The organism is Bradyrhizobium sp. 613_E4_N2_2 (genome assembly GCF_052075995.1).
In the GTDB taxonomy this organism is placed as follows: Bacteria; Pseudomonadota; Alphaproteobacteria; order Rhizobiales; family Xanthobacteraceae; genus Bradyrhizobium; species Bradyrhizobium barranii.
This window is the reverse complement of sequence record NZ_CP197234.1, coordinates 6,695,076-6,721,433: the sequence shown is the minus strand read 5'-3', so window position 1 is coordinate 6,721,433 and position 26,358 is coordinate 6,695,076. Positions and strand designations below refer to the sequence as shown.

27 protein-coding genes are annotated in these 26,358 nt (G+C 64.9%); 15 read left to right on the top strand and 12 right to left on the bottom strand.

Annotation, left to right across the window (positions count from 1 at the left end; genetic code table 11):
• Nucleotides 1–43: 43 nt before the first annotated feature.
• The 9 genes from paaA (at nucleotide 44) to AB7290_RS31835 (ending at nucleotide 7,821) form a co-directional block, all read left to right on the top strand.
• The gene (gene paaA, locus AB7290_RS31875; protein WP_085403974.1) at nucleotides 44–1,036 is read left to right on the top strand and encodes a 1,2-phenylacetyl-CoA epoxidase subunit PaaA; all 993 of its coding nucleotides are present in this window, start codon (nucleotides 44–46) and stop codon (nucleotides 1,034–1,036) included.
• Nucleotides 1,037–1,046: 10 nt separating this feature from the next.
• Nucleotides 1,047–1,334 carry a 1,2-phenylacetyl-CoA epoxidase subunit PaaB gene (paaB, locus tag AB7290_RS31870; RefSeq protein WP_014496929.1) on the top strand — a complete coding sequence of 96 codons (288 nt, stop codon included), beginning with the start codon at nucleotides 1,047–1,049 and terminating at the stop codon, nucleotides 1,332–1,334.
• On the top strand, nucleotides 1,334–2,110 hold the full coding sequence (gene paaC, locus AB7290_RS31865; RefSeq protein WP_085403964.1) for a 1,2-phenylacetyl-CoA epoxidase subunit PaaC: 777 nt from the start codon (nucleotides 1,334–1,336) through the stop codon (nucleotides 2,108–2,110). The genes paaB and paaC overlap by 1 nt, the downstream gene beginning before the upstream one ends.
• Nucleotides 2,104–2,607, top strand: coding sequence for a 1,2-phenylacetyl-CoA epoxidase subunit PaaD (paaD, locus tag AB7290_RS31860; protein WP_085403963.1), 504 nt, complete (start codon nucleotides 2,104–2,106; stop codon nucleotides 2,605–2,607). The genes paaC and paaD overlap by 7 nt, the downstream gene beginning before the upstream one ends.
• A gap of 2 nt (nucleotides 2,608–2,609) precedes the next feature.
• A complete protein-coding gene (gene paaE, locus AB7290_RS31855) occupies nucleotides 2,610–3,692 on the top strand; it encodes a 1,2-phenylacetyl-CoA epoxidase subunit PaaE (protein WP_085403962.1) in 1,083 nt (360 codons plus the stop codon).
• A 55-nt stretch (nucleotides 3,693–3,747) separates the two neighbouring features.
• Nucleotides 3,748–4,197, top strand: a complete 450-nt coding sequence (gene paaI / locus AB7290_RS31850) for a hydroxyphenylacetyl-CoA thioesterase PaaI (protein WP_085403961.1) — start codon at nucleotides 3,748–3,750, stop codon at nucleotides 4,195–4,197.
• Between the two features lie 46 nt (nucleotides 4,198–4,243).
• Entirely contained in the window at nucleotides 4,244–5,575 is a 1,332-nt protein-coding gene (gene paaK, locus AB7290_RS31845) for a phenylacetate--CoA ligase PaaK (RefSeq protein WP_085403960.1), read from the top strand.
• A gap of 180 nt (nucleotides 5,576–5,755) precedes the next feature.
• Nucleotides 5,756–6,760, top strand: coding sequence for a quinone oxidoreductase family protein (locus AB7290_RS31840; protein ID WP_085403959.1), 1,005 nt, complete (start codon nucleotides 5,756–5,758; stop codon nucleotides 6,758–6,760).
• A gap of 2 nt (nucleotides 6,761–6,762) precedes the next feature.
• Nucleotides 6,763–7,821, top strand: a complete 1,059-nt coding sequence (locus AB7290_RS31835) for a YeeE/YedE family protein (RefSeq protein ID WP_085403958.1) — start codon at nucleotides 6,763–6,765, stop codon at nucleotides 7,819–7,821.
• Here AB7290_RS31835 and AB7290_RS31830 read toward each other — a convergent pair.
• Nucleotides 7,800–8,714: a DMT family transporter gene (locus AB7290_RS31830; RefSeq protein ID WP_085403973.1), complete on the bottom strand. Its 915-nt coding sequence runs from the start codon at nucleotides 8,712–8,714 to the stop codon at nucleotides 7,800–7,802. The genes AB7290_RS31835 and AB7290_RS31830 overlap by 22 nt on opposite strands.
• Nucleotides 8,715–8,796: 82 nt before the next feature.
• On the opposite strand from AB7290_RS31830, the gene pdxR reads away from it, so the two are divergent.
• Nucleotides 8,797–10,242 (top strand): MocR-like pyridoxine biosynthesis transcription factor PdxR, encoded by a 1,446-nt coding sequence (gene pdxR / locus AB7290_RS31825; protein WP_085403957.1) that lies wholly within the window; start codon nucleotides 8,797–8,799, stop codon nucleotides 10,240–10,242.
• Between the two features lie 61 nt (nucleotides 10,243–10,303).
• On the opposite strand, the gene AB7290_RS31820 is transcribed toward pdxR, so the two are convergent.
• Genes AB7290_RS31820 through AB7290_RS31800 form a run of 5 tightly spaced genes read right to left on the bottom strand, consistent with a single transcriptional unit; the run spans nucleotide 10,304 to nucleotide 15,075 of the window.
• Nucleotides 10,304–11,527 (bottom strand): bifunctional alpha/beta hydrolase/OsmC family protein, encoded by a 1,224-nt coding sequence (locus AB7290_RS31820; RefSeq protein WP_085403956.1) that lies wholly within the window; start codon nucleotides 11,525–11,527, stop codon nucleotides 10,304–10,306.
• Nucleotides 11,528–11,552: 25 nt separating this feature from the next.
• A complete protein-coding gene (locus AB7290_RS31815; protein WP_085403955.1) occupies nucleotides 11,553–12,215 on the bottom strand; it encodes a sulfite oxidase-like oxidoreductase in 663 nt (220 codons plus the stop codon).
• Between the two features lie 3 nt (nucleotides 12,216–12,218).
• Nucleotides 12,219–13,553, bottom strand: coding sequence for an MFS transporter (locus AB7290_RS31810; protein ID WP_085403954.1), 1,335 nt, complete (start codon nucleotides 13,551–13,553; stop codon nucleotides 12,219–12,221).
• A 32-nt stretch (nucleotides 13,554–13,585) separates the two neighbouring features.
• Nucleotides 13,586–14,806, bottom strand: a complete 1,221-nt coding sequence (locus AB7290_RS31805; RefSeq protein WP_085403953.1) for a cytochrome P450 — start codon at nucleotides 14,804–14,806, stop codon at nucleotides 13,586–13,588.
• 59 nt (nucleotides 14,807–14,865) lie between these two features.
• Entirely contained in the window at nucleotides 14,866–15,075 is a 210-nt protein-coding gene (locus AB7290_RS31800; protein ID WP_007607931.1) for a ferredoxin, read from the bottom strand.
• Nucleotides 15,076–15,225: 150 nt separating this feature from the next.
• Between AB7290_RS31800 and AB7290_RS31795 the strand changes: the two genes are divergently transcribed.
• Complete coding sequence (locus AB7290_RS31795) at nucleotides 15,226–15,873, top strand: TetR/AcrR family transcriptional regulator (RefSeq protein ID WP_063984718.1); 648 nt, start codon at nucleotides 15,226–15,228, stop codon at nucleotides 15,871–15,873.
• On the opposite strand, the gene AB7290_RS31790 is transcribed toward AB7290_RS31795, so the two are convergent.
• From AB7290_RS31790 to AB7290_RS31775, 4 genes are all read right to left on the bottom strand, one after another.
• The gene (locus AB7290_RS31790; RefSeq protein ID WP_085403952.1) at nucleotides 15,870–16,508 is read right to left on the bottom strand and encodes an aspartate/glutamate racemase family protein; all 639 of its coding nucleotides are present in this window, start codon (nucleotides 16,506–16,508) and stop codon (nucleotides 15,870–15,872) included. The genes AB7290_RS31795 and AB7290_RS31790 overlap by 4 nt on opposite strands.
• 158 nt (nucleotides 16,509–16,666) lie before the next feature.
• Entirely contained in the window at nucleotides 16,667–17,680 is a 1,014-nt protein-coding gene (locus AB7290_RS31785) for an amino acid ABC transporter substrate-binding protein (protein WP_063984716.1), read from the bottom strand.
• Between the two features lie 12 nt (nucleotides 17,681–17,692).
• Nucleotides 17,693–19,042: an aspartate aminotransferase family protein gene (locus AB7290_RS31780; protein WP_085403951.1), complete on the bottom strand. Its 1,350-nt coding sequence runs from the start codon at nucleotides 19,040–19,042 to the stop codon at nucleotides 17,693–17,695.
• Between the two features lie 3 nt (nucleotides 19,043–19,045).
• Nucleotides 19,046–19,918, bottom strand: coding sequence for a MurR/RpiR family transcriptional regulator (locus AB7290_RS31775; RefSeq protein ID WP_135215962.1), 873 nt, complete (start codon nucleotides 19,916–19,918; stop codon nucleotides 19,046–19,048).
• 87 nt (nucleotides 19,919–20,005) lie between these two features.
• Here AB7290_RS31775 and AB7290_RS31770 point away from each other — a divergent pair, with 87 nt between their 5' ends.
• The 3 genes from AB7290_RS31770 (at nucleotide 20,006) to AB7290_RS31760 (ending at nucleotide 22,685) form a co-directional block, all read left to right on the top strand.
• The gene (locus AB7290_RS31770; RefSeq protein WP_085403949.1) at nucleotides 20,006–21,193 is read left to right on the top strand and encodes an amino acid ABC transporter permease; all 1,188 of its coding nucleotides are present in this window, start codon (nucleotides 20,006–20,008) and stop codon (nucleotides 21,191–21,193) included.
• Nucleotides 21,194–21,195: 2 nt separating this feature from the next.
• Nucleotides 21,196–22,305, top strand: coding sequence for an amino acid ABC transporter permease (locus AB7290_RS31765; protein WP_085403948.1), 1,110 nt, complete (start codon nucleotides 21,196–21,198; stop codon nucleotides 22,303–22,305).
• Nucleotides 22,306–22,502: 197 nt separating this feature from the next.
• Entirely contained in the window at nucleotides 22,503–22,685 is a 183-nt protein-coding gene (locus AB7290_RS31760; protein ID WP_135215961.1) for a hypothetical protein, read from the top strand.
• A 53-nt stretch (nucleotides 22,686–22,738) separates the two neighbouring features.
• Here AB7290_RS31760 and AB7290_RS31755 read toward each other — a convergent pair whose 3' ends face one another.
• Nucleotides 22,739–24,157 carry an amidase gene (locus AB7290_RS31755; protein WP_135215960.1) on the bottom strand — a complete coding sequence of 473 codons (1,419 nt, stop codon included), beginning with the start codon at nucleotides 24,155–24,157 and terminating at the stop codon, nucleotides 22,739–22,741.
• Between the two features lie 115 nt (nucleotides 24,158–24,272).
• Complete coding sequence (locus AB7290_RS31750) at nucleotides 24,273–25,049, bottom strand: SDR family oxidoreductase (RefSeq protein WP_085403946.1); 777 nt, start codon at nucleotides 25,047–25,049, stop codon at nucleotides 24,273–24,275.
• A gap of 159 nt (nucleotides 25,050–25,208) precedes the next feature.
• On the opposite strand from AB7290_RS31750, the gene AB7290_RS31745 reads away from it, so the two are divergent.
• Nucleotides 25,209–26,282: a tartrate dehydrogenase gene (locus AB7290_RS31745; protein ID WP_063984708.1), complete on the top strand. Its 1,074-nt coding sequence runs from the start codon at nucleotides 25,209–25,211 to the stop codon at nucleotides 26,280–26,282.
• Nucleotides 26,283–26,358: the final 76 nt, after the last annotated feature.

Here is a 26,358-nt window from a genome sequence, read left to right as displayed (position 1 = left end):
AATTTTTGTTATATATTGCCTCCCAATAAACGGGAGGATGCGCATGTATACCCAGGCGCTGAATACGGCCGAGACCGACGACCGCGGTCTCGAGGATGCGGCGAAGGCTGCGCAGTTCCAGGCCCGCATCGATGCCGAGGAGCGCATCGAGCCGAACGACTGGATGCCGGCGGCCTATCGCAAGACGCTCACCCGCCAGATCTCCCAGCACGCCCATTCCGAAATCGTTGGCATGCTGCCTGAGGGCAACTGGATCACGCGCGCGCCGACCTTGCGCCGCAAGGCGGCGCTGCTGGCCAAGGTGCAGGACGAGTGCGGCCACGGACTCTATCTCTACGCCGCCGCCGAAACGCTCGGCACCTCGCGCGAAGAGCTGGTCGACGCCATGCTTGCCGGCAAGGCCAAATATTCCTCGATCTTCAACTATCCGACGCTGACCTGGGCCGATATCGGCACCATCGGCTGGCTGGTCGACGGCGCCGCGATCATGAACCAGATCCCGCTGTGTCGTTGCTCCTACGGCCCGTACGCACGCGCGATGATCCGCGTCTGCAAGGAGGAATCGTTCCACCAGCGCCAGGGCTACGAGATCATGCTGACGCTGTGCCGCGGCTCGGATGAGCAGAAGGCGATGGCGCAGGATGCGCTGAACCGCTGGTGGTGGCCGGTGCTGATGATGTTCGGTCCGCCCGATGCGACGAGCCAGCACAGCGACACATCGACGAAGTGGAAGATCAAGCGCTTCTCCAATGACGAGCTGCGCCAGAAGTTCGTCGATGCCACCGTGCCGCAGGCGCAATATCTCGGCCTCACCATTCCCGATCCCGGCATGACGCAGGACGCCGAAGGCCACTGGCGCTACAGCGAGATCGACTGGACCGAATTCAAGCAGGTGCTGGCCGGTAACGGCCCCTGCAACCGCGATCGGCTCGCCGCGCGTCGCAAGGCGCACGATGAGGGCGCCTGGGTGCGTGAGGCGGCAGCTAGCTATGCCGCAAAGCGGGCGCGGCGTCAGACCGCACAAGCCGCGGAATAAGGAGATCACGATGGCCACGCCAAACACGCCGCTGTGGGAAGTCTTCATTCGCAGCCGCAACGGGCTCGCGCACAAGCATGTCGGCTCGCTGCATGCGAACGATGCCACCATGGCCCTGCAGGCCGCGCGCGACATTTACACCCGGCGCGGCGAGGGGCTGTCGATCTGGGTCGTGCCGTCGACCGCGATCACCGCGAGCGATCCGGCCGAGAAGGGCATGATGTTCGAGCCGGCGGAATCGAAGATCTACCGGCATCCGACGTTCTACGAGGTGCCGGAAGAAGTGGGGCACATGTGATGCTTGTGGCCAACATCCAGGTCGCGGAAACACCGCTGGTGCTCTACGCGCTGCGCCGCGCCGACGATGCGCTGATTATCGGTCATCGGTTGTCGGAATGGTGCGGACATGCGCCGATGCTGGAAGAGGACATGGCGCTCTCCAACATCGCGCTCGATCTCATCGGCCAGGCGCGTGAACTCTACACCTACGCAGCCAAAACCGAAGGCAAGGACAACAACGAGGACAAGCTCGCCTATTTGCGCGACGTCAGGCAGTACCGCAACCTGCTGCTGGTCGAACAGCCGAATGGCGACTTTGCCCAGACCCTGGTGCGGCAGTTCTTCTATTCTGCCTTCGCCGACCTCTATTGGCGCGCGATGATGAATTCGCGCGATACGACGCTCGCGGCCATTGCCGCCAAGTCCGAGAAGGAGACCGCTTATCATCTGCGCCACGCCTCCGAATGGATCATTCGGCTCGGCGATGGCACCGGTGAGAGTCACGCCAGGGCGCAGGCCGCGATCGATCACCTCTGGGCCTTCACCGGTGAGATGTTCGCCGTCGATGACGGAGAGCGCGCCCTGATCCATGCCGGTATCGCGATTGATCCCGGGACCTTGCGCGGTCGCTGGCTGAAGACGCTCTCCGATGTCGTCAGCGAAGCAACACTCACACTGCCGCAGAATGACTGGATGCAGCAGGGCGGCCGCGTGGGCCGCCACAGCGAGCATCTCGGTCATCTCCTGTCCGAGCTTCAGTCGATGCAGCGTACTTTTCCGGGGCTGACATGGTGACAGTGCTGGACCGCGACAGTGAGCTGCGCCGGCGCGCCTGGGACGCCGCGGCGGGCGTCGTTGACCCCGAAATCCCGGTGCTGACCATCGCCGATCTCGGCGTGCTGCGCGATGTCGTGCTCGACGGCGATCATGTCGAGGTCGCGATCACCCCGACCTATTCGGGCTGCCCGGCCATGAACATGATTGCGTTCGAAATCGAGCTTGCGTTGGAGCGCGCCGGTTTTCGCCAGCCAAAAGTCCGCACCGTGCTGTCGCCGGCCTGGACCACCGACTGGATGAGCGAGGAGGGCCGCCGCAAGCTGCACGCCTACGGCATCGCGCCACCGCAGGCGTCAAGCTCCCGCCGCGCGCTGTTCGGCGAGCAGGCCATCGCGTGCCCGAAATGCGGCTCTGACAAGACCGAGCTGCTGTCCGAATTCGGCTCGACCTCCTGCAAGGCGCTGTGGCGCTGCAAGGCCTGCCGCGAACCCTTCGATTATTTCAAGTGTCATTGATCATGTCCGCAGCCGCACCGCGCTTTCATCGCCTGACCGTCAACGACCTCCGCCGCGAGGCGGCCGATGCCGTATCGATGACCTTTGCGGTCCCCGGCGAACTCGCGGGCGACTACGCTTTCGCGCCCGGCCAGTACCTCACGCTCCGCACCATGCTCGATGGCGAGGAAGTCCGGCGCTCCTATTCGATCTGCTCGGGTCCTGACGATGGCGAGATCCGCATTGCCGTGAAGAAGATTGACGGCGGAGCATTTTCGAACTGGGCGGCGGATGAACTCAAATGCGGCGACGAGCTCGACGTCATGACGCCGACCGGGCGCTTCGGCGTGATCCCGCCGGCAGATAGCGGACGCATCCATGTCGGCTTTGCCGCGGGCTCCGGCATCACACCGATCCTGTCGATCGTCAAGGGCGTGCTTGCGCGCGAGCCGCACAGCCGCTTCTTCCTGTTCTACGGCAACCGCGCCACCGACAACATCATGTTCCTGGAGGCACTCGAGGAGCTGAAGGACCGCTTCATCGATCGCCTCTCGATCTTCCACGTCATCTCCGGCGAGGAGCAGGACATCCCGATCCTGCATGGCCGGCTGGACGGCAATAAGGTGAGAGTGCTGCTGCGTTCCCTGGTGCCGGCCGCGAGTGTCGATCATGTCTTCATCTGTGGTCCCCTTGGCATGAGCGAGGAGATCGAGGTGACTTGCAGGGATCTCGGCATCGCGGAAGAGCGCATCCACGTCGAGCGCTTCGTCTCCGAATTCGGCGGCAAACCGCGACCGAAGAAGATCGTTGCACCCGACGCGCCGCCGAAGGCGATCGCCTCGCTGATCATCGACGGCAAGCGCCGCGACGTGCCGGTTGCCGAGGACGAGGCGATCCTCGATGCCGCGCTGCGCGCCGGCGTCGATCTGCCCTTCGCCTGCAAGGGTGGCATGTGCTCGACCTGCCGCGCCAAGCTGGTCGAGGGCGAGGCGCCGATGGACATCAACTATTCACTGGAGCCCTGGGAATTGAAGGCCGGCTTCGTCCTGACCTGCCAGGCCAAGCCGTCGTCGGAGCGGGTCGTGGTCGATTACGATCACGTTTGACAGTTATGGCCGGGCAGCAGAGCATTGTGGCCAAACATTTGGCCGGGAGAAGCGCGTGAACGTCAAAGCCAACCTGTCGCCCGAGGATATTGCCCGCGCCTGCGCCGACGCGATGTGGGCCGAGGATGATGCCTCCAAGGGTCTCGGCATGGAGATCGTCGAGATTGGTCCGGGCTTTGCGACGCTGGCGATGAATGTGCGGCCGGAGATGGTCAACGGCCAGCGCATCGCCCATGGCGGCTTCATCTTCACGCTCGCCGATTCCGCCTTCGCGTTTGCCTGCAATTCGCACAATGAACGTGTCGTGGCGGCACAGGGCCAGATCACCTTCATCAAGCCGGGCAAGCTTGGTGACCGCCTCGTTGCAAGGGCGCGCGAGGTCAGCCGTGGCGGACGCTCAGGCATCTACGACGTGCGCGTGACAGCCGGCGACACCGTCATCGCGGAATTCCGGGGGCATTCGCGTGTCATTCCCGGCACGTGGCTGCCGACGCAAGATCAATAAAAAGAACCAACCAATAAAAAGAACCAACCAATGTGGGGAAACGAGGATGGCTCTGACGAGGCTCAAGGAAGGTGGCAACGCCTATCGTGCCGAGATGGACGCGCATGAGCGCGCCTCACGTGACGAGATCATGGTGCTGCAAAAGCAGCGGCTGGCCTGGTCGCTGAAGCACGCCTACGACAACGTCGCGCATTACCGCCAGGCCTTCGACAAGGCCGGCGTGCATCCGTCCGACTTTCGCGAACTCTCCGATCTCGCGAAATTCCCGTTCACCGTGAAGACGGATCTGCGCGACAATTATCCCTTCAACATGTTCGCCGTGCCGCGCGAAAAGCTGGTGCGCGTGCATGCGTCGTCCGGCACCACGGGCAAGCCGATCGTGGTGGGCTATACGCAACGCGACATCGACACCTGGTCGGAGGTGATGGCACGCTCGATTCGCGCCGCCGGCGGCCGCACGGGCATGATCATCCACAACGCCTATGGTTATGGCCTGTTTACCGGCGGATTGGGCGTGCACTACGGCGCCGAAAAACTTGGTTGCACCGTGGTGCCGATCTCCGGCGGCATGACCGAGCGGCAGGTGCAGCTCATCAACGACTTCCGACCCGACATCATCACGGTGACGCCGAGCTACATGCTGGCGATCCTCGACGAGTTCAAGCGCCAGAAGCTCGACCCGCGCCAGTGCTCGCTCAAGGTCGGAATCTTCGGCGCCGAGCCCTGGACCAACGCGATGCGCGGCGAGATCGAGGACGCCTTCGACATGGACGCGACCGACATCTATGGCCTCTCGGAGGTGATCGGTCCAGGCGTTGCGCAGGAATGCATCGAGACCAAGGACGGCCTGCACATCTGGGAGGACCATTTTTATCCCGAGGTGATCGACCCGGAGACTGGCGCAGTGCTGCCGGACGGCGAGAAGGGTGAGCTGGTCTTCACCTCGCTGACCAAGGAAGCCTTCCCGGTGATCCGCTATCGCACCCGTGACCTGACGCGGCTGCTGCCGGGCACGGCGCGGCCGGGCATGCGGCGGATGGAGAAGGTGACGGGCCGCTCCGACGACATGATCATCCTGCGCGGCGTCAATCTGTTCCCGACCCAGATCGAGGAGGTGTTGCTTGCGACCGACTGGTGCGGCGGGCATTTCATTCTTGAACTCACCCGCGAAGGCCGCATGGACGAGCTGACCATCATTGCCGAGGCGCGGCCGGAAAGCTGGGACGGCCGGGGGTTGGTCGATCATGCCGATCGCATTTCGACCCACATCAAGAACACGATCGGGGTCAGCTCCAACGTGCGGGTGGTCGCGCCGGCCACGTTGGAGCGCTCGCTCGGCAAAGCCAAACGCCTCTACGACAAGCGGCCGAAGGATTAGCCGTCGCTCCTCATGGTGAGGAGCGCCAAAGGCGCGCCTCGAACCATGAAGGCCTGGATGCTGCAGCGCGGGCCCACATCCTTCGAGACGCCGCTCGCGCGGCTCCTCAGGATGAGGGGAGGCGGTTGACTTGACCGGTCCCAAAGGCGACAAGGCCCGCGAGAAATCGTGGGTCTTTCGATGTCATCAGCCGATCGCAAAACCGTCGAAGCGCACTGCGTCCGCCTCGATGCCAAGGCCGATAATGCTGCGGCGATCGCGCCGCTGATCGAGCGTCATATGCTCACGCGCGGTCCGAAGGACCTCCTGATCGAGATCAAGGCCGCCGCCGTCAACCCCTCCGATGTGAAGGCCGCGACCGGGCTGATGCCCTATGCGGTCTTCCCCCGCACGCCCGGCCGCGATTATGCCGGCGTGGTGATTGACGGGCCGGCCGATACGATCGGCCGCGAGGTGTTCGGCTCCTCCGGCGATCTCGGCATCCGCCGCGACGGCACCCATGCCAGCCATCTCGTCGTCGAAGCCGACGCCGTGGTGGAGAAGCCGAAGACGGTGTCCTGGGAGGAGGCCGCCGGCGTCGGCGTGCCCTTCGTCACCGCGATGGAAGGCTTTCGCCGCGCCGGCGTTCCAAAGCCCGGCGAAACCGTGCTGGTGTTCGGCGTCAACGGCAAGGTCGGTCAGGCCGCGGTCCAGATCGCGACGTGGCAGGGCGCGCGCGTCATCGGCGTGGTGCGCAAGGCGGAAGCCTATGAGGGCCATGCCAACGCAGCCATCGAGGTGATTGACGCCTCGGCGACCGATGCCGCCACGCGCGTGCGCGAACTGACCGGCGGCAAGGGGGCCGACATCGTCTTCAACACGGTCGGCGATCCCTATTTCCAGGCCGCGCACAAATCGCTCGGATTGCGCGGCCGCCAGATCCTGATCGCCGCGATCGACCGCATCGTGCAGTTCAACATCCTCGAATTCTACCGCGGGCAACACACCTATGTCGGCATCGACACGCTCGGGCTGTCCTCGGCCGCGACCGGCGCGGTGCTGCGCGACCTCGGCCCCGGCTTTGCGAGCGGGCACCTGAAACCGTTTCCGATCAAGGCGAATGCCGTCTATCCGCTGGAGCGCGCCAAGGAGGCCTATGTCGCGGTCGCCGGTTCGTCGCGGGATCGCGTGATCCTGAAGCCTTGATCATGGACTCGTCCATCCAACTCGTCATCCTTGCCGGCCTCGTCATCGGGCTCATCTATGGCGCCGTGGGCCTGCTCAGCGGCTTCTGCCTGATGAGCAGCATGCGCGGCTGGCTGGTCGAAGGAGACGGGCGGCTGGTGCGAACCTTTGCGATGGCGATTGCTGTTGCGGTTGCTGCGAGCCAATTCCTTGCCGGTAGCGGCATGGTCGATCTCGGCAAGTCGATCTATCTGCAACAATCCTTTTCAGTGCCGGTGCTGTTCCTCGGCGGCCTGTTGTTCGGCTACGGCATGGTGTTGTCGAACGGCTGCGGCTCGCGGGCGCTGGTGCTGCTCGGCCGCGGCAATCTCCGCTCTTTCGTCGTCGTGATCGTGCTCGCCATCGCCGCGCAGATGACGCTCAAGGGCCTGATCGCGCCGGCGCGCATCGCGCTGCTTCAGGCCTCGCAAACGACCGTCAACGCCAATTCGCTGCCGTCACTGTTGGCGACATTCGGCCCCGGCGAAGCGGCATCGCGCGCGCTGGGCGCTGCCGTAATCGTCGTTGCGCTGATCCTGTTTGCGTTCGCGCACCCGGCGTTCCGGCGTTCGCCCGGCCAGATTGCAGCCGGTGTCGTCGTTGGCCTCCTGGTCGCCAGCGGCTGGTTCGTCACCGGCTATCTCGGCGCCGACGATTTCAATCCGGTCCCGGTGACCTCGCTCACCTTCGTCGCGCCGATTGCCGATAGCCTGCAATACGCCATGCTCTCGACCGGTCTGACGCTCAACTTCGGCATTGCTACCGTGGCCGGCGTTCTCGCCGGCAGCCTTGTCACCGCGCTCGCCACAGGCCGTTTCCACCTCGAAGGTTATTCCTCGCCGCGCCACATGCTGCGGTCTGCCGGCGGCGCCGCGCTGATGGGGATCGGCGGCGTGATGGCGTTCGGCTGCTCGATCGGGCAGGGGCTCACCGGCGTATCGACGCTCGCTCTGGGCTCGTTCGTCGCGGTCGCCGGCATCCTGCTCGGCACGACGGCCGGCCTGCGCGGCGCACTGCGGGTTCAGCCGCTCGCGGTGGCCTGACCGCGCAGCAGCCGGTCGCCCAGCGTCGCAAGACCGATGCCGGTGACGATCAGTCCGGCCGCGACGGCAAGGCTCATGTCGATCGGCTCGCCCAGCAGGATCGCCGCGCTGGCGATGCCAACGAGCGGCGTCCCGGTGGTGCCGAGCGACGTCGTCAGGGCCGAGATGCTCTTGTTGACCATCGACATCGCCCAATAGGCCAGCGCCGTTCCGATCAGGCCGGAATACAGGAAAAGCAGCACGAGCTTCCACGACCATTCCGCGTGCGGCGGGCCCTCCATGATAACAGCCGATCCCGTCAGTACGATCGTCGCCACGAGCACCTGCCAGAGCAGGAGCTGGAGCGGCGATGCAATCCAGCGATGCGCGCTCATATAGATGATGTTCGCGGCCCAGGACATCGCGGCCAGGACGACCATGCCGGCCCCGAGCAGGACGTTGGTATTGGTCCAATCGATCGACGTGGGGTTCAGGATCACGGCAAGGCCGATCAGCCCGAGCAAGGCGCCGGCGAGCTTGGGCGCCGTCAGCGTATCCTTCCCCAGCAAGGGCGCGGCGATCGCGACCCAGAGCGGCGTGGTGTAGCCGAGCACGATCGCCTTGCTTGCGGGCAGGAAGCGCACACCGGCCGCAACCAGAACCGAGAACACCGTCATGTGCAGCAGCGCGACGCTGAGGATCACCGGAATGTCGCGCCGCTCCGGGATCATCAGATTGTTGCTCAGCCCGAGGATCACGAACAATCCGGCCAGCGCGATCCAGCTCCGGATCGCCGAAGTCCATAGTGGCGGAAGGAACTGGACGAGTTGCTTCGTCACCGACCAGTTCACGCCCCAGGCCAGCACGACGATCAGGAACAGGCCGACGGCCGCGCGGGAGGAGAGGGAGTTCATCGCAAAATCCTTGAAGCAGTCCAGTCCGGCGGATAGCATCCGGAGTGGCACCTGAAAAAGTGCCAGATCGGAAAGGAATAAGGTGCCAGTTTCGGAAGGTGTGATCTCCGCCCTGATCGAGCTGAAGCGGACCGACGACGAGGGGCTGACGGCGCAGCTGACGAGCCAGCTGCGAAACCTGATCGCGACCGGTCGGCTCGGCAAAGGCCGCGCGCTGCCGTCGAGCCGCCGGCTCGCGAGCGACCTCGGCGTCTCGCGCAACACCGTTACTTATGCCTTCGAGCAGCTCGCCGCCGAGGGATATCTCGAGGCGTCGCACGGTCGTCGTCCCATGGTCACGGTCGACGGCGGCCGTAACGAAGGGACGGGCGCGGTCGCACCGAGCGTCCGCTCGGGCAAGCCGCGGCTCTCGCCCTGGGCGTCGAAGCTCAAGCAGACCGACTGGCCGATGTCCTATCAGGCGCCGCTAAAACCCCTGCGTCCGGGGCATGGAGATGCGCGGGAGTTTCCACACGAAGTGTGGGCCCGCTGCCTGCGCCGCAGCGCGGTGCGCGCAGCCAAGCGTGAGCTTGGACCGGTCAACCGGACGCGCCTGCGCCGGGCGCTGGCGCATTATCTGGCCGCCAGCAGGGGCGTCCGCGCCGCCGCGGACCAGATCCTGATCCTGCCGAGCGCGCAGGCCGCGCTGACCCTGATTGCGGCTGCGCTCATCACGCCCGGCGACGATGTCTGGGTCGAGGACCCCGGCTATCCCGGCGCTGCGGCGGCCTTCCGCGCCTCCGGCGCGCGCGTGATGGGGATGAAGCTGGATGAGCAGGGCATGCAGCGGATGCCGGGCATGACCGCGCCAAAGCTCATCTTCATGACGCCCTCGCATCAGCATCCGACCGGGCGGCTGATGTCGCTCGCGCGCCGCACCGAATTCCTGGGCATGAGCAGGCCAGGCGAGACCTGGATCGTCGAAGACGATTACGACGGCGAATTCCACTATGACAGCCGGCCGGTGCCGGCCTTGCAGGGGTTAGACGCCCATGGCCGCGTGTTCTATGTCGGAACGTTTTCGAAGGCGATGACGTCGGATATCCGGCTCGGCTATGTCGTCGCGCCACCAGGGCTGGTCGGCACCCTCGAGATCGCACAGCGGCACATCGGGCTGATCGCCTCCAGCCACATCCAGGAAGCGCTGGCGGAGTTCATCGCCGACGGGCATTTTCTCGCGCATCTGCGCCGGATGCGGCGGCTCTATCACGCGCGCCGCGATCACCTCGTCGAGGGACTGGAGTGCCATCTGGGCGAAGTTCTGTCCGCCGAAGTGCCGTCGGGCGGCATCCAGCTGGTCGCCCGCCTCAAGCGCGGTCGCGCCGATCAGGCGGCGGTACAACGGCTGGTCGAGGCAGGCGTCGAAACGCGGGCCCTGTCCAGCCTGGCGCTCGGCCGTCCACGCGACCATGGCCTGCTGCTCGGCTTCGCGGCCTGGCGCGAGAATGAGATCAGCGCGGCGGTGCGGACGATGGCGTCGTGCTTCTAGAGCATGATCCGGAAAAGTGTGAAGCGGTTTTCTGAAAAGATCATGCTTAAACAATAACGCGCTAGTCCACGGCCTTCGTCACGATGCGGATCTCCGAGGTCAGCGTCCGGTGCACCGGACATTTGTCGGCGATCTCCATCAACTTCTTGCGCTGCTCCGCGTCGAGCGCGCCGTCGATCGCGATGTCGCGCTCGATCTGGTCGAGCATGCCATCGCGCGTCTCGCACTCCGCGCAGTCCTTGGCGTAGATTTTCGAATGCTTCAGCGTGACCGTGACGCGATCGAGCGGCAGCGATTTGCGATCGGCATAGAGGCGCATGGTCATGGAGGTGCAGGCACCCAGCCCGGCGAGCAGGAAGTCGTAAGGGCCGGGGCCGGCATCCTCGCCGCCGGCCGCGACCGGCTCGTCAGCCACCAGGTGATGCGGGCCGACGGTGATGGCCTGGTTGAACTTGCTCTTGCGGGTTTCCTGCACCACCACTTTGCGCGGCTCTTCCGCGAGATCCATCGCCTTCGCGGGCTTCGCGGTGTCGATGTAGCGGCTGGCCCAGGCCGCGATCACGTCGGCCGCGTAGAGGGCGTCGGCCGGCTTGGTCAGGAGATGATCGGCGTGGTCGAGCGAGACGAAGCTCTTGGGGTGTCTTGCCGCAACGAAAATCTTGGTCGCATTGTCGATGCCGACGGTGTCGTCGACAGGTGACTGCATCACCAGCAGCGCCTTGTGCAGGCCGGTGATGTCCTTCATCAGTTCTTGCTCGGCGATGTCGTCGAGGAATTCGCGCTTGATCCGGAACGGGCGCCCCGCGAGCGAGACCTCGACTTCGCCCTGCGCGCGGATGCTGTCGAGATGCTCGCTGAACAGACCGGTGACGTGAGCGGGATCGGACGGCGCCGCGATGGTCACGACAGCCTTGGCTTCCGGAATCCTTCCGGCCGCGGCGAGGATCGCGGCACCGCCGAGGCTGTGGCCGATCAGGATCGATGGCGCCGTGCGGAGCTGGCGCAGATGATCGGCGGCGCGCACGAGGTCGGCGACGTTGGAGGTGAACGTCGAATTGGCAAAATCGCCTTCGCTGGAGCCGAGCCCGGTGAAGTCGAAGCGCAGCACCGCAATGCCCGTGGCGGCGAGCGCGACCGAGATGCGTTTTGCTGCCAGCGTGTCCTTGCCGCAGGTGAAGCAGTGCGCGAACAGCGCGTAGGCCGCGGGCTCGCCATCGGGCAGTTCCAGCGCGGCGGCTAGTTGATGGCCACCTTCGCCGGTGAATTGAAAGCGTTCGGTCGGCATGGGTTTCCCCCGTCCTTGCTTGAACTTAATCGCTTGAATAACGCTGCTCGGCCCAGGGATCGCCGCGGTTATGATAGCCGCGGACTTCCCAGAAGCCCGGCGCGTCCTCGGTCAGGAACTCGATGGCCTGGAGCCATTTGGCGCTCTTCCAGAAATACAGATGCGGCACGACGAGCCGTACCGGGCCGCCGTGCTCTTCGGTCAGCGGCTGACCCGACCAGCTGTGGGCGAGCAGCGCGTCTTCGGCGGCAAAGTCTTCCAGCGTCAGGTTGGTGGTGTAGCCGTCATGGGAATGCAAGACAACGAAGCGCGCGTCCTCGCGCGGCCGGCAGGCTGCCAGCAGTTCGCGCGTGGCGAGCCCTTCCCATTGATTGTCGTAGCGCGACCAGGTCGTCACGCAGTGAATGTCGGAGGTGAACTGCGCCTGCTTCTGCGCTGCGAATTCGGCAAACGTCCAGAATACGGGGGTCTCGATCGCACCGTAGACGTCGAGCCGCCAGCGCTCGCGCGAAACCGGCGGCACGACTCCGAGATCGAGCACCGGCCAGTCCTTGGTGAGATGCTGGCCCGGCGGCAGCCGCTGATCCTCCGGTCGCGTAACGCGGCCGGTGAGGAAGCGGCCTTCGCGCGCCCATTTCTCCTTGGTGCGCGTCAGCTTGCTGTCGGGCGGCTCGTTGTCGTCGGCCATGAGCTACTCGTGGCGGTGCATCGCGGAGGCGTGCTTGGTGTCACGCATGGTGGAATAGATGATCAGCGACAAACAGATGACGCCGGCGAGATAGTAGTAGAACCACTCCTCATGCCCGATGCTCTTGAAATAGAGCGCGATCGCCGGCGCCGTACCGCCGAAGATCGAGACCGTGATGGCGTAGGGCAGGCCGACACCGAGGGCGCGGACATTGGTCGGGAACAGCTCGGCCTTCACCACGGCGTTGATCGAGGTGTAACCGGCGACGAACAACCAGGCGCAGCAGATCAGGATGAAGGCCATGAAAGGCGACTTGGTCTCCTTCAGCGTCATCAGCAGCGGCACGGTCGCGAGCGTACCCGCGACGCCGAAGAAGATCAGCAATGGCTTGCGCCCGATCTTGTCGGAGATCGCGCCGTAGATCGGCTGCAGGATCGTCGCGAAGATCAGCGTGCCGAAAATCACGAAAGTGGTCTGGTCCTCGGTCAGGCCGACCGAGAGCTTGACGAACGTCTGCATGTAGGTGGTGAAGGTGTAGAACGCCGCGGTGCCGCCGGCCGTGAGGCCCACTACCAGCAGCAACTCGCGCGGGTAGCGTAGCAGATTGGCCAGCGAGCCGGTCGGCTTCACCACCTTCTTGGCTTCCTCGAAGGCCTCAGTCTCGTGCAGATTGCGCCGCATCACCGCGGCAAAGATCGCCAGCGCCGCGCCGATCGCAAACGGGATGCGCCAGCCCCAGGCCCTCAGCTCCTCCGGCGTGAGGAAGACCTTTTGCAGGAGCAGCAGCACGATGATCGCGGTGAGCTGGCCGCCGATCAACGTGACGTATTGAAAGCTCGAATAGAAGCCGCGATGCTTGGGATCGGCAACCTCGCTGAGATAGGTTGCGCTGGCACCATATTCGCCGCCGAGGCTCAGGCCTTCGATGACGCGGGCGAGCGCCAGGATCACCGGCGCGGCGAAACCGATGGTCGCATAGGTCGGCGTCAGCGCGATGATCAGCGAGCCGAAGCACATGAAGACGACGGATAACGTCAGCGAGATACGCCGGCCGAAATGATCCGCGATGTAGCCGAACAGCCAGCCGCCCAAGGGGCGCATCAGGAAGGTCGCCGCGAACACCACGGCGACGTTCAATTGCTGGACGACGGGGTCGTTGCCGGGGAAGAAGGCCGGAGCGAAATAGAGCGCGAACGCCGTATAGGCGTAAAAATCGTACCACTCGACGAGATTGCCGATCGAGCCGATGAAGATCGCCTTGATCCGCCGTTTGGCGTCGGCGATGTCGATGTCGATATCGATGTGATCAGAGGCCGGTAGGGTTGCTTGCTCTGTCACGTCCGGCCTCTCTCCGTTGGTCTTGGAAAGGCCTACATCGCCTTTCCGAACAGAAATGGCAACTGGCGGGGGCCTCTCACCGTGCCCTGTGACCAGGTCACCGTGCCTGCCGGATCGAGGGAGAAGTCCGGGATCCGCTTCAGCCATTCCTCCAGCGCAACCTGCATCTCCATGCGTGCAAGGTTGGAACCGACGCAGCGGTGGATGCCGAGGCCGAAGGCGGCATGGCGATTCTCCCGGCGGTCGATCACGACTTTGTCAGCGTCCGGAAACATCTTGGGGTCGCGGTTGGCGGCCGGGAACGACAGCAGCACCATGTTGCCCGCCTTGACCGGGCAGCCCGAGATCGTGGTCTCCTTGACCACCTCGCGGGCCATGGTCACCGGCGAATAGGCCCGCAGCAGCTCCTCCACGGCGATCGGGATCAGCCCGGGCTCGGCGATCAGCCGTTCGCGGTCGGCCGGCGTCCGGGCGAGATGCCAGAGCGAGGAGCCGATCGCACTCCAGGTGGTGTCGATGCCGGCGATCAGGAGCAGCCGCAGCGAACCCAGCACATGGGACTCTTCCAGCGGCTGGCCTTCCTTGTCCTTGGCGTTCATCAAATAGGAAATCAGGTCGTCGGTCGGCTTCGATCTGCGCTCCTCGATATGCGTCCTGAAATAGGCGCTCATCTCCTGCACGGCCTGGAGCAGCTTGTTCTCGTCCTTGATGCCGAGCTCGAGGATCATGTGGATCCAGTCGATGAACAGATCGCTGTCGCTCTCGGGAATGCCGAGCATATGGGCGATGGCCTGAACCGGGATATATTTGCTGTAGCGCGCTGCGGCATCGACCTTGCCATCGGCGATGAACCCGTCGATCAGCTCGTTGCAGATCGCGCGCATCCGCGGTTCCAGCTTCTTCATCGCGTCCGGCGTGAAAGGCGGCAACAGCAATTGCTTGGCTGGCTTGTGCACGGGCGGGTCGGAGGTGATCGGCGGAGCGGCGTTCCTGGCGACTTCGGGCCGAACGTCACGGACGATGATGCGGCGCGAGGAGAAATGCTCGGTGTCGTTGGCGATCTCGCGCACCGCCTCATAAGTCGTCGGCATGTAGCAGCCGAGGAAGCGCTTTGTATGCACCACCGGGCTCGCGGAGCGAAGCTCCTCCCAGATCGAGAACGGATCCTCCGTCCATTGCGGATCGGTGTGGTCGAAATCGTTGACCCAGTCGGTGACGGGCGGGTGGGCGACAGGCTGGCTGACGTCGGACATGGCAGGAAATCCCTCAGGGCTCGTGTTCGCTAAAAGCACGCAAGCGGGCAGGGGCCGCGCTACTCCTCGATCACATCGATTGCGATTTCCGGGCAATTGGATTTGGCAAGCCAAGCCTTGTCTTCGAGGCCGGGCGGCACGGTGCCGTCCCCGGCCTCATGGGCGTTGCCGTATTCGTCGAGCTCGAACAGCTCCGGCGCGAGCGCCTTGCAGCGCGCGTGGCCCTGGCATTTATCGGGATCGACGTGAACCCTCAGTCGCTCTGTCATGGCGGCTTCCTCGGTCGTGTGCGCGGGACGAAGGCCGCGCGTTCCTCATGTCAATTTTATCGGCGGCATTTGTCGCCGCTTTAAGTTATATCCTATTACATTCGCGGCGGGCTTCCCCTGTCAAGGGCAAACTTATAGGCTTGACGCAACATGCGTTCACAACTCGTCCGTAAGCCGGAGAATACCTACCACCATGGCGATCTCCGTGACGCCTTGATCAAGGCTGCGCTGCGCGAGGCGGAGCAGGGCGGTGCCGAGGCGATCAGCATCAAGGCGCTTGCCAAACAGCTCGGCGTCTCGCAGCCGGCGCCGTATCGGCATTTTGCCGACCGTGATGCGCTGCTAACTGCGGTGACGGCGGAGGCGTTCCGGCAGCTCAGTGCACTTCTGCGCGAGGCGATGGCGAAGCCGTCGAAGCAATCGAAACTGTCGCGGCTGGCGCAGGCGACGCTCGATTTCGGTCTGCGCCGCAACGGCATCTATCGCCTGATGTTCGCTTCCCGCACCGTGTCATGCGCGGCGAAGGGCAGCGAGCTGCACGACGCCACGCGCGAGACTTTTGCGCTGGTGATCGAAGCCCTCGAGGCACCGGCGGTCGGCTTCTTGCGCGAACGGCAAGCCCTCAAGATCTGGGCGGCGTTGCATGGCGTCGTGATGCTGGCCGAGCAGGGCCTGTTCACCGGCGAGGCCGCGCATGCCACGCGCGAGGAACTGGTCGAGGACTTTGTGAACGAAACGAAGGCCGCGCTTGCTGCTGCGATCAAGGATGCGCGTCGTCGGAAAAAGGCCGGCGCCTAGGCCTTCGCTTTCAGCAGCCTCATCAACTTGTCGACCGCGCTGTCCGGGGTCGTCACGACCGGGCGGCCGGTGGCTTCGGCGACCAGCGGAGCGGTTGCCGCGATGCTGAATTGCGCGAGCGCAATGACGTCGCAATCGCGCAAGTCCTTTGAAGCCTCGACAATCAGCCTGTCGTGCGTGGCGCGATCGCCGCGATCGAGCGCCGCCAGCGCGCCCTCAGCGAGTTTCGGCACGACCTGGGCGGAGGCCGGAAACTCCGGTGGCATCGAGGCCAGTGTCGGCGGGAAGGTCGAGAGCAGGCCAATGCGCTTGCCCATGGTCACGGCCTGCTCGATCATCGCCTCGTTCGGCTTCAGCACGGGCATCGGCGCATGTGCGCGCGCGACGGCCTTGATGCAGGGGCCGAAGGCCGAGCAGGTGAACAGGATTCCGTTCGCTCCCGTAGCTGCCGCATAGTCGCCGAGCGCGAGGAAGCGCTCGGTCATGGCATCGTTGAGCACGCCGTCGCGGGCCAGATCCGCCGACAGGCTGTCGTCGAGCAGGTTCATCAGCCGCGCCTCCGGCCACGCCTTCGCGAACGCGGCCTCGATCGGCGCGATGGAATGCTTGAGGGCGTGGATCAGGGCGATGCGCATCGGTGTCTCTTCTCCCTCTCCCCGTTCTTACGGGGAGAGGGGCGGGGTGAGGGGCTCTATCCACGTTGAAGGTGAGGGATGAATTCGCGGAGGCTCCCCCTCACCCGACCGCTGCGCGGTCGACCTCTCCCCGCAGGCGGGGAGAGGTGAAGCACCGTTTACTTAAACGGCACCGCGTACATCAAGCCGCCCTTGCTCCAGAGGCCGTTGAGGCCGCGGTCGAGCTTGAGCGGGCTCGCCTTGCCGACATTGCGCTCGTAGATCTCGCCGTAATTGCCGGTGGCCTTGATCACCGTCACCAGCCATTTGTTGTCGAGACCGAGCCGCGAGCCGAGGTCGCCGGAGGCACCCAGCAGGCGCTGGACCGCCGGCGTCTGTGACTTCGCCATCTCGTCGACATTGCCTTGCGTGACACCGAGTTCCTCGGCCTCGATCAGGCCGTAATGCAACCAGGTGATGATGTCGCTCCAGACTTCGTCACCGTTGCGGGTGAACGGCCCGAGCGGCTCCTTGCTGATGGTCTGCGGCAGCACGACGTAGTCGGCCGGATTCGGCGCCGCGGTCGTCACGGCGCCGGCGAGCGCGGAGGCATCCTGGGTCATGGCATCGCAGCGGCCGCCGAAGAAGGTCTGGTACATGGTGTCGACACGGTCGAATACCAGTGGCTTCCAGTCGATGCCGTTAGCGCGGCCGTAATCGCCGAGCGTGACCTCATGCGTGGTGCCCTGCGCGACGCAGACAGTCGCACCCTTCAAATCCTTGATCTCCTTCACGCCGAGGTCCTTCTTCACGACAAAGCCCTGGCCGTCGTAGAAGTTGACCGGACCCTGGCGGAGGCCCAGCGTCACGCCACGCAGATAGGTCTGGGTCGAGTTGCGGTAGAGTACGTCGATCTCGCCCGATTGCAGCGCGGTGAAGCGGTTCTGCGCGGTCAGCGAGACGTAGCGCACCTTGCTGGCGTCGCCGAGCACGCCGGCCGCGAGCGCGCGGCAATAATCGACGTCGAGACCCTTGTAATTGCCCTGCGAGTCCGGCGCGGAGAAACCGGCAAAGCCGGCGCTGACGCCGCAGATCAGCGTGCCGCGGCTCTTCACCGTGTCGAGCGTCGCCGCCGACGCGGCAACCGTCGATGCCGCGAGCATGCCGGCTACGATAACCACTTTCCTCATCATATGACTCTCCCCTCAGTGATTGACACTACGCAACACGTTGTCGACGGCGGTGCCGAGCTTGTCGACGATCAGATCGATCTCGGCAGCCGAAGCGATATAGGGCGGCGCCAGCAGCACATGGTCGCCACGGACGCCGTCCACGGTACCGCCACCGGGATAGCAGCTGAGCCCGTTGGCGAAGGCTTCCGCCTTGATCTTCTGGTTCAGCTTGAGCGCCGGATCGAACGAGGTGCGTCCGGCGCGATCGGCGACGAGCTCGATCGCCCAGAACAGGCCGCGGCCCCTGATATCGCCGACATGGCGGTGATTGCCGAAGCGCTCGGTCAGCCGCTGCTCGAGCTGTTTGCCGCGCTCCTTGACGCGGTCGAGCAGGCGGTCCTCGCGGATCACATCCTGCACCGCGAGCGCGGCCGCGCAGGCGAGGGGATGCGCCAGATAGGTGTGGCCATGCTGGAACGCGCCGGAGCCCGCGCGGATGGTGTCGATGATCTTGCCGCTCGCGAGCATCGCGCCGATCGGCTGGTAGCCGCCGCCGAGGCCCTTTGCGATCGCCTGGATATCAGGAGCAATGCCCTCCTGCTCCCAGGCGTGCGTCGTGCCGGTGCGGCCCATGCCGCTCATGACTTCGTCGAGGATGAGGAGGGCGCCATGCCGGTCGCAGATCTCACGCACCGCCTTGAAGTAGCCGTCCGGTGCCGTCACCGCACCGGCGGTGGCGCCGACAACAGGCTCTGCGAGGAACGCCGCAACGGTGTCCGGTCCAAGCCGCTGAAACTCGGCTTCGAGCTCCGCGGCCAGTCGCGCCACGAACTGCGCATCGGATTCGCCCTCGTGCTTCTCGTGATAGGCAAAGGCCGGCGTCACATGGCTGAAGGCGCCGGACAGCAGGGGCGCATAGGGCGCGCGCCGCCAGGCATTGCCACCGGCGGCGAGCGCGCCGAGCGTGTTGCCGTGATAGCTCTGCCGCCGCGCAATGAAGTGCTGCCGCTGCGGCTCGCCGCCTTCGATGAAATATTGCCGCGCCAGCTTGATGCTGGCTTCGATCGCCTCCGATCCGCCGCTGACGAAATAGGCGTAGGCGAGACCGCCGGGTTCATGCCCGACCAGCGTCTCGGCCAGCACCTCGGCCGGCTCGGAGGAGAAGAAGGCGGTGTGCGCATAGGCCAGCGTCGAGGCTTGTTTTGTCATCGCCGCGATCACGCGCGGATGCTGATGGCCGAGGCAGGAGACGGCTGCGCCGCCGGAGGCGTCGATCACGCGCCGCCCGCCCTCGGCGAAAAGATAGACGCCTTCGCCGCCGATCGCCTTGGGCGGCGTTTCGCGCAACGAACGGTGCAGCACGCGGCTGGTGCGAGCGGCCATGGGTCAACCTTTCTCTGGGACGTAAGTGGAGGCCGCGGCGAGCCGCGCCTCGGTGGTTTCCAGGCGCTTCTTGGCGGCCGTGCCACCGAGCGAGAATGTGACCGCCGCGAGCGATTGCGCAATCGCGATGGCACCCGTGAGACTCGGGAAGAAGCCGGGGGACGAGGCCGCCTCGAACAGCAGCACGTGGTCGGCGCCTTCGGCCATCGGCGCCGAGAGGCTGTCCGCGATCGCGATCAGCGCTGCGCCGGCACGATGGGCGGCCTGCGCAACACGGACGCTCGCATGCGTGTAGGGCAGGAAGCCGATGACGATGACGGCTTCGCCGGGACGAAAGGCGCCGAGATCGAGATCGTCGGGGCCGGATGCACCGACGAGTTGCACCTGTTCGGGACGGAACAGCCGGAGCTCGTAGTTCAAGAGCTCCGCGACGCCCCGGCAGCTTCGGTAGCCGGCAATCCAGATCCGCTTGGCGTCGTGCAGCGCGCGGGCTGCATCCGCAATCGGCTGGGCCGGAATGCGCAGAAGGCCGGCGCCCTCGGCCTCGAGCTTGTCGGTGACGAGCGCGACATCGGCGTTCGGGCCGTGACGGCGGCTCTTGGCGCGGCCGGAGAAAGGTGAGATCTGCGATGGCCGCCGCGCTTCGGTGAGCGCCGCGCGCAACTGGTCCCAGCCGGAATAGCCGATGGCCTTGGCAAGCCGCGTGAATGCGGCCGGGTCGGCGCCGGCCTCGGCGGCGAGATCGCGCATCGAACGGGTGGTGGCGTCGTAGTCATTGGCGGCAACGAAGCGGCCGACCTCCTGCAGGCGCAGGGGGAGCGATGGCAACGCAATGCGCAGTTCGCTCAAGGGCGAGGATTTCGCGGGCTCGGCCATGAAACATTTGTTGCACGATTTTCAGATTGGTGCAACAGTTGACGTGCGCCGCCGGAAATCGTTGCTCTTGAGAAGGGTTTTTGTGCTGTGACTTCAGACAGTCCGAGACCGCCGCCCCGCCGTCGCTTCTTCGGCGGATTTGGGCGCCGAGAGCTGCAAGGCCTGTTCTGGCAGGTGCTCGTCGTCGGGATCGTGCTTGGGGTTGTCGCCTTCCTCTGGTCCAACACCGTCACCAATCTCTCGGCCCGCCGCATCACCACCGGCTTCGCTTTCCTCGGCCGCGAAGCCGGCATGCCGATCGCCGACAGCCTGCTCGCCTATAATCCGAGAGACACGTACCTGTGGGCCTTCGTCGTCGGCATCGCCAACACCTTGCGCGTCGCCGTGATCGGCATCGTGCTCGCGACGATCCTGGGCACGCTGATCGGCATTTCGCGTCTCTCCGCCAACTGGCTGTTGTCGCGGCTCGCCGCCGTCTATGTCGAAACGCTCCGCGACATCCCGCTGCTGCTTCAGCTCCTGTTCTGGTACGTCTTGATGCAGGCACTGCCGGCCGCGCGCGCGGCCTGGCGGCCGGTCGAGGGCGTATTTCTGTCCAATCGCGGCCTGATCCTGCCGGCAATCCCGCTGGGCTCGCCGCAGCTCTGGGTGCTCGGTACAGCCGTGCTCGGGCTTGCCGTGTTCTATCTCATCAGGCGATGGCTGATCGCGCAGCAGATGCGCGACGGCAAGCCGCGGCCGGCGTGGCCCTTTGCGGTTGGCCTCATCGTCGCGCTGCCGGCGGCAATGTCCGTGGCGCTTGGTGTGTCCTGGAAGATCGAATGGCCGGAGCTGCGCGGCTTCAACTTCGTCGGCGGGCTGACGCTCGCGCCGGAGTATTTCGCGCTGCTGATCGCGCTCGTGACCTATACCTCGGCCTTCATTGCCGAGATCGTGCGCAGCGGCATCCAGTCCGTGCCGCGCGGACAATGGGATGCCGCCAATGCGCTCGGCTTGCGCCGCAGCTTCATGCTGCGCCAGATCATCCTGCCGCAGGCGCTGCGCGTCATCGTACCGCCGATGACGAGCCAGTATCTCAACCTGACCAAGAACTCCTCGCTCGCGGTTGCGATCGGCTACCAAGACGTAGTGTCTGTCGCCAATACCACGCTGAACCAGACCGGGCAGGCGATCGAGGCCATCGCGCTGATCATGGCGGTGTTCCTGACCATCAGCCTCGGCATCAGCTTCTTCATGAACTGGTACAATTCGCGCATCGCGCTGGTGGAGCGCTGATCATGACGGCGATCACCGACATTCCGGACGCCCCGCGCGCTGCCCGCCGCCCGCAGATGGGCAATCCGGTGCTGCGCTGGCTGCGCACCAATTTGTTCTCGTCGATTCCCAACGCCGTTCTTTCGGTCGTGCTGCTGGCGATCCTCGCCAAGGGCATCTTCAGCTTCGTGCAGTGGGGCATCGCGAATGCCGTGTGGCTCACGCCGGCAAACGACTCCAGCGCCTGCCGCGCCGCGCGCGGCCTCGGTGCCTGCTGGGCGATCATCCCCGAAAAATATCGCTTCATCCTGTTCGGCACCTATCCGTTCGACGAGCAGTGGCGGCCGGCGCTGTCGGTGGTGCTGTTCATCGCGCTGTTCTATCTCTCCACCCGCCGCGCCCTGTGGCGGCGCGAGCTGGCCTATATCTGGATCGGCGCGCTCGCGTTGATCAGCGTACTGATGTGGGGCGGCGTGTTCGGGCTCTCCTTTGTGTCGCAGGACCGTTGGGGCGGATTGCCGGTGACGCTGATCCTGGCGACGTTTGGTCTCGCGTTCGGCTTCCCGCTCGGAATCCTGGTCGCACTCGGCCGGCGCTCAAAGCTGCCGGCGATCCGCTCGCTCTCGGTGCTCTATGTCGAGCTGATCCGCGGCGTGCCGCTGGTGAGTCTGTTGTTCATGGCGAGCGTGATGTTTCCGCTGTTCATGCCGAGTGGATTCAACATCGACAAGCTGTTGCGCGCGCAGATCGCCATCATCCTGTTCGCGGGCGCCTACCTTGCCGAAGTCATCCGTGGCGGCCTCCAGGCCGTGCCGCGCGGGCAATATGAGGCCGCCGATGCGCTGGGGCTGTCCTACTGGCGCAAGCATCGCCTGATCGTCCTGCCGCAGGCGATCCGCCACGTCATCCCGCCGCTGGTCAACACCTTCATCGCTTTCTTCAAGGACACCAGCCTGGTCCTGATCATCGGCATCTTTGACCTGCTGACGACGGCCAAGACCGCGATCATCGATCCCGCCTGGCAGCAATTCTCGGTCGAGGTCTACATCTTCGTTGCCGCGATCTACTTTGTGTTTTGCTTTGCGATGTCGCGGTACAGTCGCGGCCTGGAGGCGAATACCGCCTCGAGGTGAGCGGCTTTCCCCGCCGCGGGAGCGGGCCAGAAGCGCTGGAAGCCCATACTGGAGCGCGAAATGCTTATGCCGCGCCTATATCGCGTGCCTGGATTCAAACTGGCAATCCTACGCGGCGAGATCCATCTGCAATTTGCTGGTGGCACTCACAAGAGGCACGTCACATCATGATGAAATCAGTTCTCGCAGCGTCGGCCATGCTGGTCGCGCTTTGCTCCGCCGCCTCTGCCCACGAGGCAATGAATCACTCGCACATGGCTTCGGCGGCCACCGCCCAGATGTCGGAAACGCATCCGAACTCCTTCGCCTTCGCCGCTCCAACGGATGAGGCCGGATACGATGCGCATCGGTATCACGGCGGGCCGAAAGCGAACGACTAAGGTCTGACCGGCGCACGGCGGGGGACGGCCAAGCCTCCGCCGTGCGGCCCGCGTCAGGCCTTCACCTTGGGATCGATCGGCGTGGAGCCGCGCAGACCCAGAATATCTTCCAATACCTTCGCGCCGGCGATCACCTGCGCATCCGCGCGCGGGGCACCGACGACCTGTACGCCGACCGGGAGGCCAGACGCCGTGAAGCCGCAGGGCAGCGACAGCGACGGGCAGCAGGCGAGCGTGATAGCGTAGACGATGCCGAGCCATTCGACATAGTTCTCGAACTTCTTGCCGGCGCATTCGGCGACATAGCGGTGCTCGATCGGGAAGGGCGGCACGATCGTGGTTGGCGTCAACAGCAGGTCGTAGTTTTTGAAGAACTCGATCGCGCGCGCGGTCATGCCGACGCGTTGCGCCTCGGCGCGCGCGAGCTGCTCGACGGTGAGCTTGAGGCCTTCCTCGATGTTCCAGATCACCTCGGGCTTCAGGAGGTCGCGCTTGGTCCGCAGCAGATTGGCCTTGGTGATCGCGAAATCGAAGGCGCGCAGGACGTGGAAGCATTCATGCGCCTCGCGCCAGTCCGGATGCGCTTCCTCCACGATCGCGCCGGCCTCCGCAAAGCGTTCCGCGGCCTTGCGCGTGATCGCCTTGACCTCTGGATCGACCGGCGTGATGCCGAGATCGGGCGAATAGGCGATGCGCTTCGGCTTCTTGCCTGACTGCGCCGCCGACAGGAACGAGGTCGCAGGCGCCGGCAGCGACAGCGGGTCGTCCGCATAGTCGCCGCTCATGGCATCCAACAGCAGCGCAAGATCCTCGACGTTGCGCGCCATCGGCCCCACCACGCCGAGATTGCGGTCGATCGCCGATTTGGGCGTATGCGCGACGCGGCCGATGCTCGGCCGCATGCCAACCACGCCGCAGAAGGCCGCGGGGCTGCGCAAGCTGCCGCCCATGTCGGAGCCCTGGGCGAGCCAGGCCATGCCGGTGGCCAGCGCCACCGCCGCGCCGCCGGAGGAGCCGGCCGCAGACTTCGTCGTATCCCAGGGATTGAGCGTCGCGCCGAACACTTCGTTGAACGTGTTGGCGCCAGCGCCGAATTCCGGTGTGTTCGACTTGGCGTAGACGACCGCGCCATTGCCTTCGAGGTTCTCGACCATGAGATCGGACTGCTTGGGCACATTGTCCTTGAAGATCGGCGAACCCTGCGTATTCAGCACGCCCGCGACATCGGTCAGGTCCTTGATCGGTACCGGCAGGCCCGCGAGCAGCCCGCGCGCGCCGGCCGGCTTCTGCATCAGCGCCTTGGCGTTGTCCCGCGCGCGATCGAAGCATAGCGTCGGCAGTGCGTTGACCTTGCCGTCGACCTCACCGACGCGCTTCTCCAGCACATCCAGAAGCTCGAGCGGCGAGACGTCGCCGGATCGCAGCTTGTCGACGACGGTGCAGGCCGTTTCTCGGATCAGGTCTTGAGACAACTATTTTACTCCTGTGCTTATTCATTCGTCGTTGCGAGCGCAGCGAAGCAATCAGAACTGCCACAGCGGATGCATTTCTGGATTGCTTCGCTGCGCTCGCAATGACGGGAAAAAACTAACCCCAGCCCGCGCTGATGCCGCCATCCACGGTATAGATGACCCCCGACGTATATCCGGCGCGATCAGACGCCAGGAACGCCATGAGATCGCCGATCTCGCGCGCATGCGCGGGCCGGCCGAGCGGCAGGCTCTTCTGGAATTCCTTGTAACGGCTCTCATCGCCGAACTGGTGCTTTGCCCGCGTCTTGAGCAGGGTGACGTGGCGATCAGTGCCGACCGGGCCGGGATTGATGCCGACCACGCGGATGTTGTCGGCAAGGCTCTTGCCGCCGAGCGCGCGGGTGAAGGCCATCAATGCGGCGTTGCCGGCGCTGCCGCAGATGTAATTGGCGTCGAATTTTTCGCCGGCCGCGCCGATGTCATTGACGATGACGCCGCCGCCCTTCGCCTTCATCTGCGCGTAGATCTGCCGCGTCAGGTTGACGTAGCCGAACACTTTCAATTCCCAGGCGTGCCGCCAGGTCGCCTCGTCGATCTTGTCGATCGAGCCGCCGGGGATGTCGCCGGCATTGTTGACGAGCACGTCGATATCGGCGGCTTCCGTCGCGAGCCGCGCCAAATCCTCGGCCTTGCGCAGGTCCACGATGCTCGTCGCGGCATCGATCTGGTGCGCGGAGCGCAGACGGTCCGCCAGCGCCTTGAGCTGGTCGCCGCTGCGGGCGGCGAGCAGGAGGTTTGCGCCCTCCTCGGCAAACGCCTCGGCGGCGGCTGCGCCAATGCCTTTGGACGCGCCCGTGATCAGGACGCGCTTGCCACGCAGATGCAGATCCATGAAGGGTACTCGCTCGGTGGGAACATCAGGATCAAACCAGTAGGCGCTCGGCCGCGCCACGGTCAACATTGCAGTGCAGCGTTGCACTGCTGCCGAGTTTGGTCCATTGCAGTGCGGTCAAAAAGGCGGCGGCTGCCGGACCAACCAAGGACGTTCTCGATGAGCAAGAAACAGTACCGGATTGCAGTCATTCCCGGCGACGGCATCGGCAAGGAAGTGATGCCCGAGGGCCTGCGCGTTCTCGAGGCAGCGGCGAAGAAGCACGGGGTGTCCCTGCATTTCGACCATTTCGACTTCTCGTCCTGGGACTATTACGAGAAGCACGGCCAGATGATGCCCGACGACTGGAAGGAAAAGATCGGCAAGCATGACGCGATCTATTTCGGCGCCGTCGGCTGGCCGGCCAAGATTCCGGATCACGTCTCGCTGTGGGGTTCGCTGATCAAGTTTCGCCGCGAGTTCGACCAATACGTGAATTTGCGCCCGGTGCGGCTGATGCCCGGCGTGCCGTCGCCGCTGGCGAACCGCAAGCCCGGCGACATCGATTTCTGGGTGGTGCGCGAGAACACCGAAGGTGAATATTCCTCCGTCGGCGGCCGCATGTTCCCGGACACCGACCGCGAGTTCGTGACGCAGCAGACGGTGATGACCCGCATCGGCGTCGACCGCATCCTGAAATTCGCTTTCGAGCTCGCGCAGTCGCGGCCGAAGAAGCACCTGACCTCGGCGACCAAGTCGAACGGCATCTCCATCACCATGCCCTATTGGGACGAGCGCGTGGAGGCGATGGCGAAGAAGTTTCCGGGCGTGAAGTGGGACAAGTACCACATCGACATCCTGACCGCGAACTTCGTGCTGCATCCGGACTGGTTCGACGTCGTGGTCGGCTCGAATCTGTTCGGCGACATCCTCTCCGATCTCGGCCCGGCCTGCACCGGCACCATCGGCATCGCGCCATCAGGCAACATCAATCCCGAGGGCGATTTCCCCTCGGTGTTCGAGCCGGTGCACGGCTCGGCACCCGACATCGCGGGGCAGGGCATCGCCAACCCGATCGGCGCGATCTGGTCCGGCGCGATGATGCTCGAGCACCTCGGCGAGAAGGAAGCCGGCAAGTCGATCGTCGATGCGATCGAGCGCACGCTCGCCGAACGCACGCTCCGCACCAAGGATCTCGGCGGCAACGCCGACACCACCGCCTGCGGCAAGGCGGTTGCGGATATGGTGGATTGAGGCGGCAGATCTTCCCCTCTCCCCTTGTGGGAGAGGGTGGCTCGCCGCGTCGCGGCGAGGCGGGTGAGGGGTCTGT

Excerpts from the sequence above, each read along its gene's own strand:
- paaC (WP_085403964.1), top strand. The coding sequence starts at position 1,334 with ATGCTTGTGGCCAACATCCAGGTCGCGGAAACACCGCTGGTGCTCTAC.
- AB7290_RS31780 (WP_085403951.1), bottom strand. The coding sequence starts at position 19,042 with ATGGCCGCTCGCACCAGCCGCGTGCTGCACCGTTCGTTGCGCGAAACG.
- AB7290_RS31820 (WP_085403956.1), bottom strand. The coding sequence starts at position 11,527 with ATGCCGACCGAACGCTTTCAATTCACCGGCGAAGGTGGCCATCAACTA.
- paaK (WP_085403960.1), top strand. The coding sequence starts at position 4,244 with ATGGCTCTGACGAGGCTCAAGGAAGGTGGCAACGCCTATCGTGCCGAG.
- paaB (WP_014496929.1), top strand. The coding sequence starts at position 1,047 with ATGGCCACGCCAAACACGCCGCTGTGGGAAGTCTTCATTCGCAGCCGC.
- AB7290_RS31750 (WP_085403946.1), bottom strand. The coding sequence starts at position 25,049 with ATGGATCTGCATCTGCGTGGCAAGCGCGTCCTGATCACGGGCGCGTCC.
- AB7290_RS31840 (WP_085403959.1), top strand. The coding sequence starts at position 5,756 with ATGTCATCAGCCGATCGCAAAACCGTCGAAGCGCACTGCGTCCGCCTC.
- AB7290_RS31795 (WP_063984718.1), top strand. The coding sequence starts at position 15,226 with ATGCGTTCACAACTCGTCCGTAAGCCGGAGAATACCTACCACCATGGC.
- AB7290_RS31785 (WP_063984716.1), bottom strand. The coding sequence starts at position 17,680 with ATGATGAGGAAAGTGGTTATCGTAGCCGGCATGCTCGCGGCATCGACG.
- AB7290_RS31760 (WP_135215961.1), top strand. The coding sequence starts at position 22,503 with ATGCTGGTCGCGCTTTGCTCCGCCGCCTCTGCCCACGAGGCAATGAAT.
- paaA (WP_085403974.1), top strand. The coding sequence starts at position 44 with ATGTATACCCAGGCGCTGAATACGGCCGAGACCGACGACCGCGGTCTC.
- AB7290_RS31835 (WP_085403958.1), top strand. The coding sequence starts at position 6,763 with ATGGACTCGTCCATCCAACTCGTCATCCTTGCCGGCCTCGTCATCGGG.
- paaD (WP_085403963.1), top strand. The coding sequence starts at position 2,104 with ATGGTGACAGTGCTGGACCGCGACAGTGAGCTGCGCCGGCGCGCCTGG.
- AB7290_RS31800 (WP_007607931.1), bottom strand. The coding sequence starts at position 15,075 with ATGACAGAGCGACTGAGGGTTCACGTCGATCCCGATAAATGCCAGGGC.
- AB7290_RS31830 (WP_085403973.1), bottom strand. The coding sequence starts at position 8,714 with ATGAACTCCCTCTCCTCCCGCGCGGCCGTCGGCCTGTTCCTGATCGTC.
- AB7290_RS31815 (WP_085403955.1), bottom strand. The coding sequence starts at position 12,215 with ATGGCCGACGACAACGAGCCGCCCGACAGCAAGCTGACGCGCACCAAG.
- paaE (WP_085403962.1), top strand. The coding sequence starts at position 2,610 with ATGTCCGCAGCCGCACCGCGCTTTCATCGCCTGACCGTCAACGACCTC.
- AB7290_RS31790 (WP_085403952.1), bottom strand. The coding sequence starts at position 16,508 with ATGCGCATCGCCCTGATCCACGCCCTCAAGCATTCCATCGCGCCGATC.
- AB7290_RS31805 (WP_085403953.1), bottom strand. The coding sequence starts at position 14,806 with ATGTCCGACGTCAGCCAGCCTGTCGCCCACCCGCCCGTCACCGACTGG.
- AB7290_RS31765 (WP_085403948.1), top strand. The coding sequence starts at position 21,196 with ATGACGGCGATCACCGACATTCCGGACGCCCCGCGCGCTGCCCGCCGC.
- AB7290_RS31775 (WP_135215962.1), bottom strand. The coding sequence starts at position 19,918 with ATGGCCGAGCCCGCGAAATCCTCGCCCTTGAGCGAACTGCGCATTGCG.
- AB7290_RS31745 (WP_063984708.1), top strand. The coding sequence starts at position 25,209 with ATGAGCAAGAAACAGTACCGGATTGCAGTCATTCCCGGCGACGGCATC.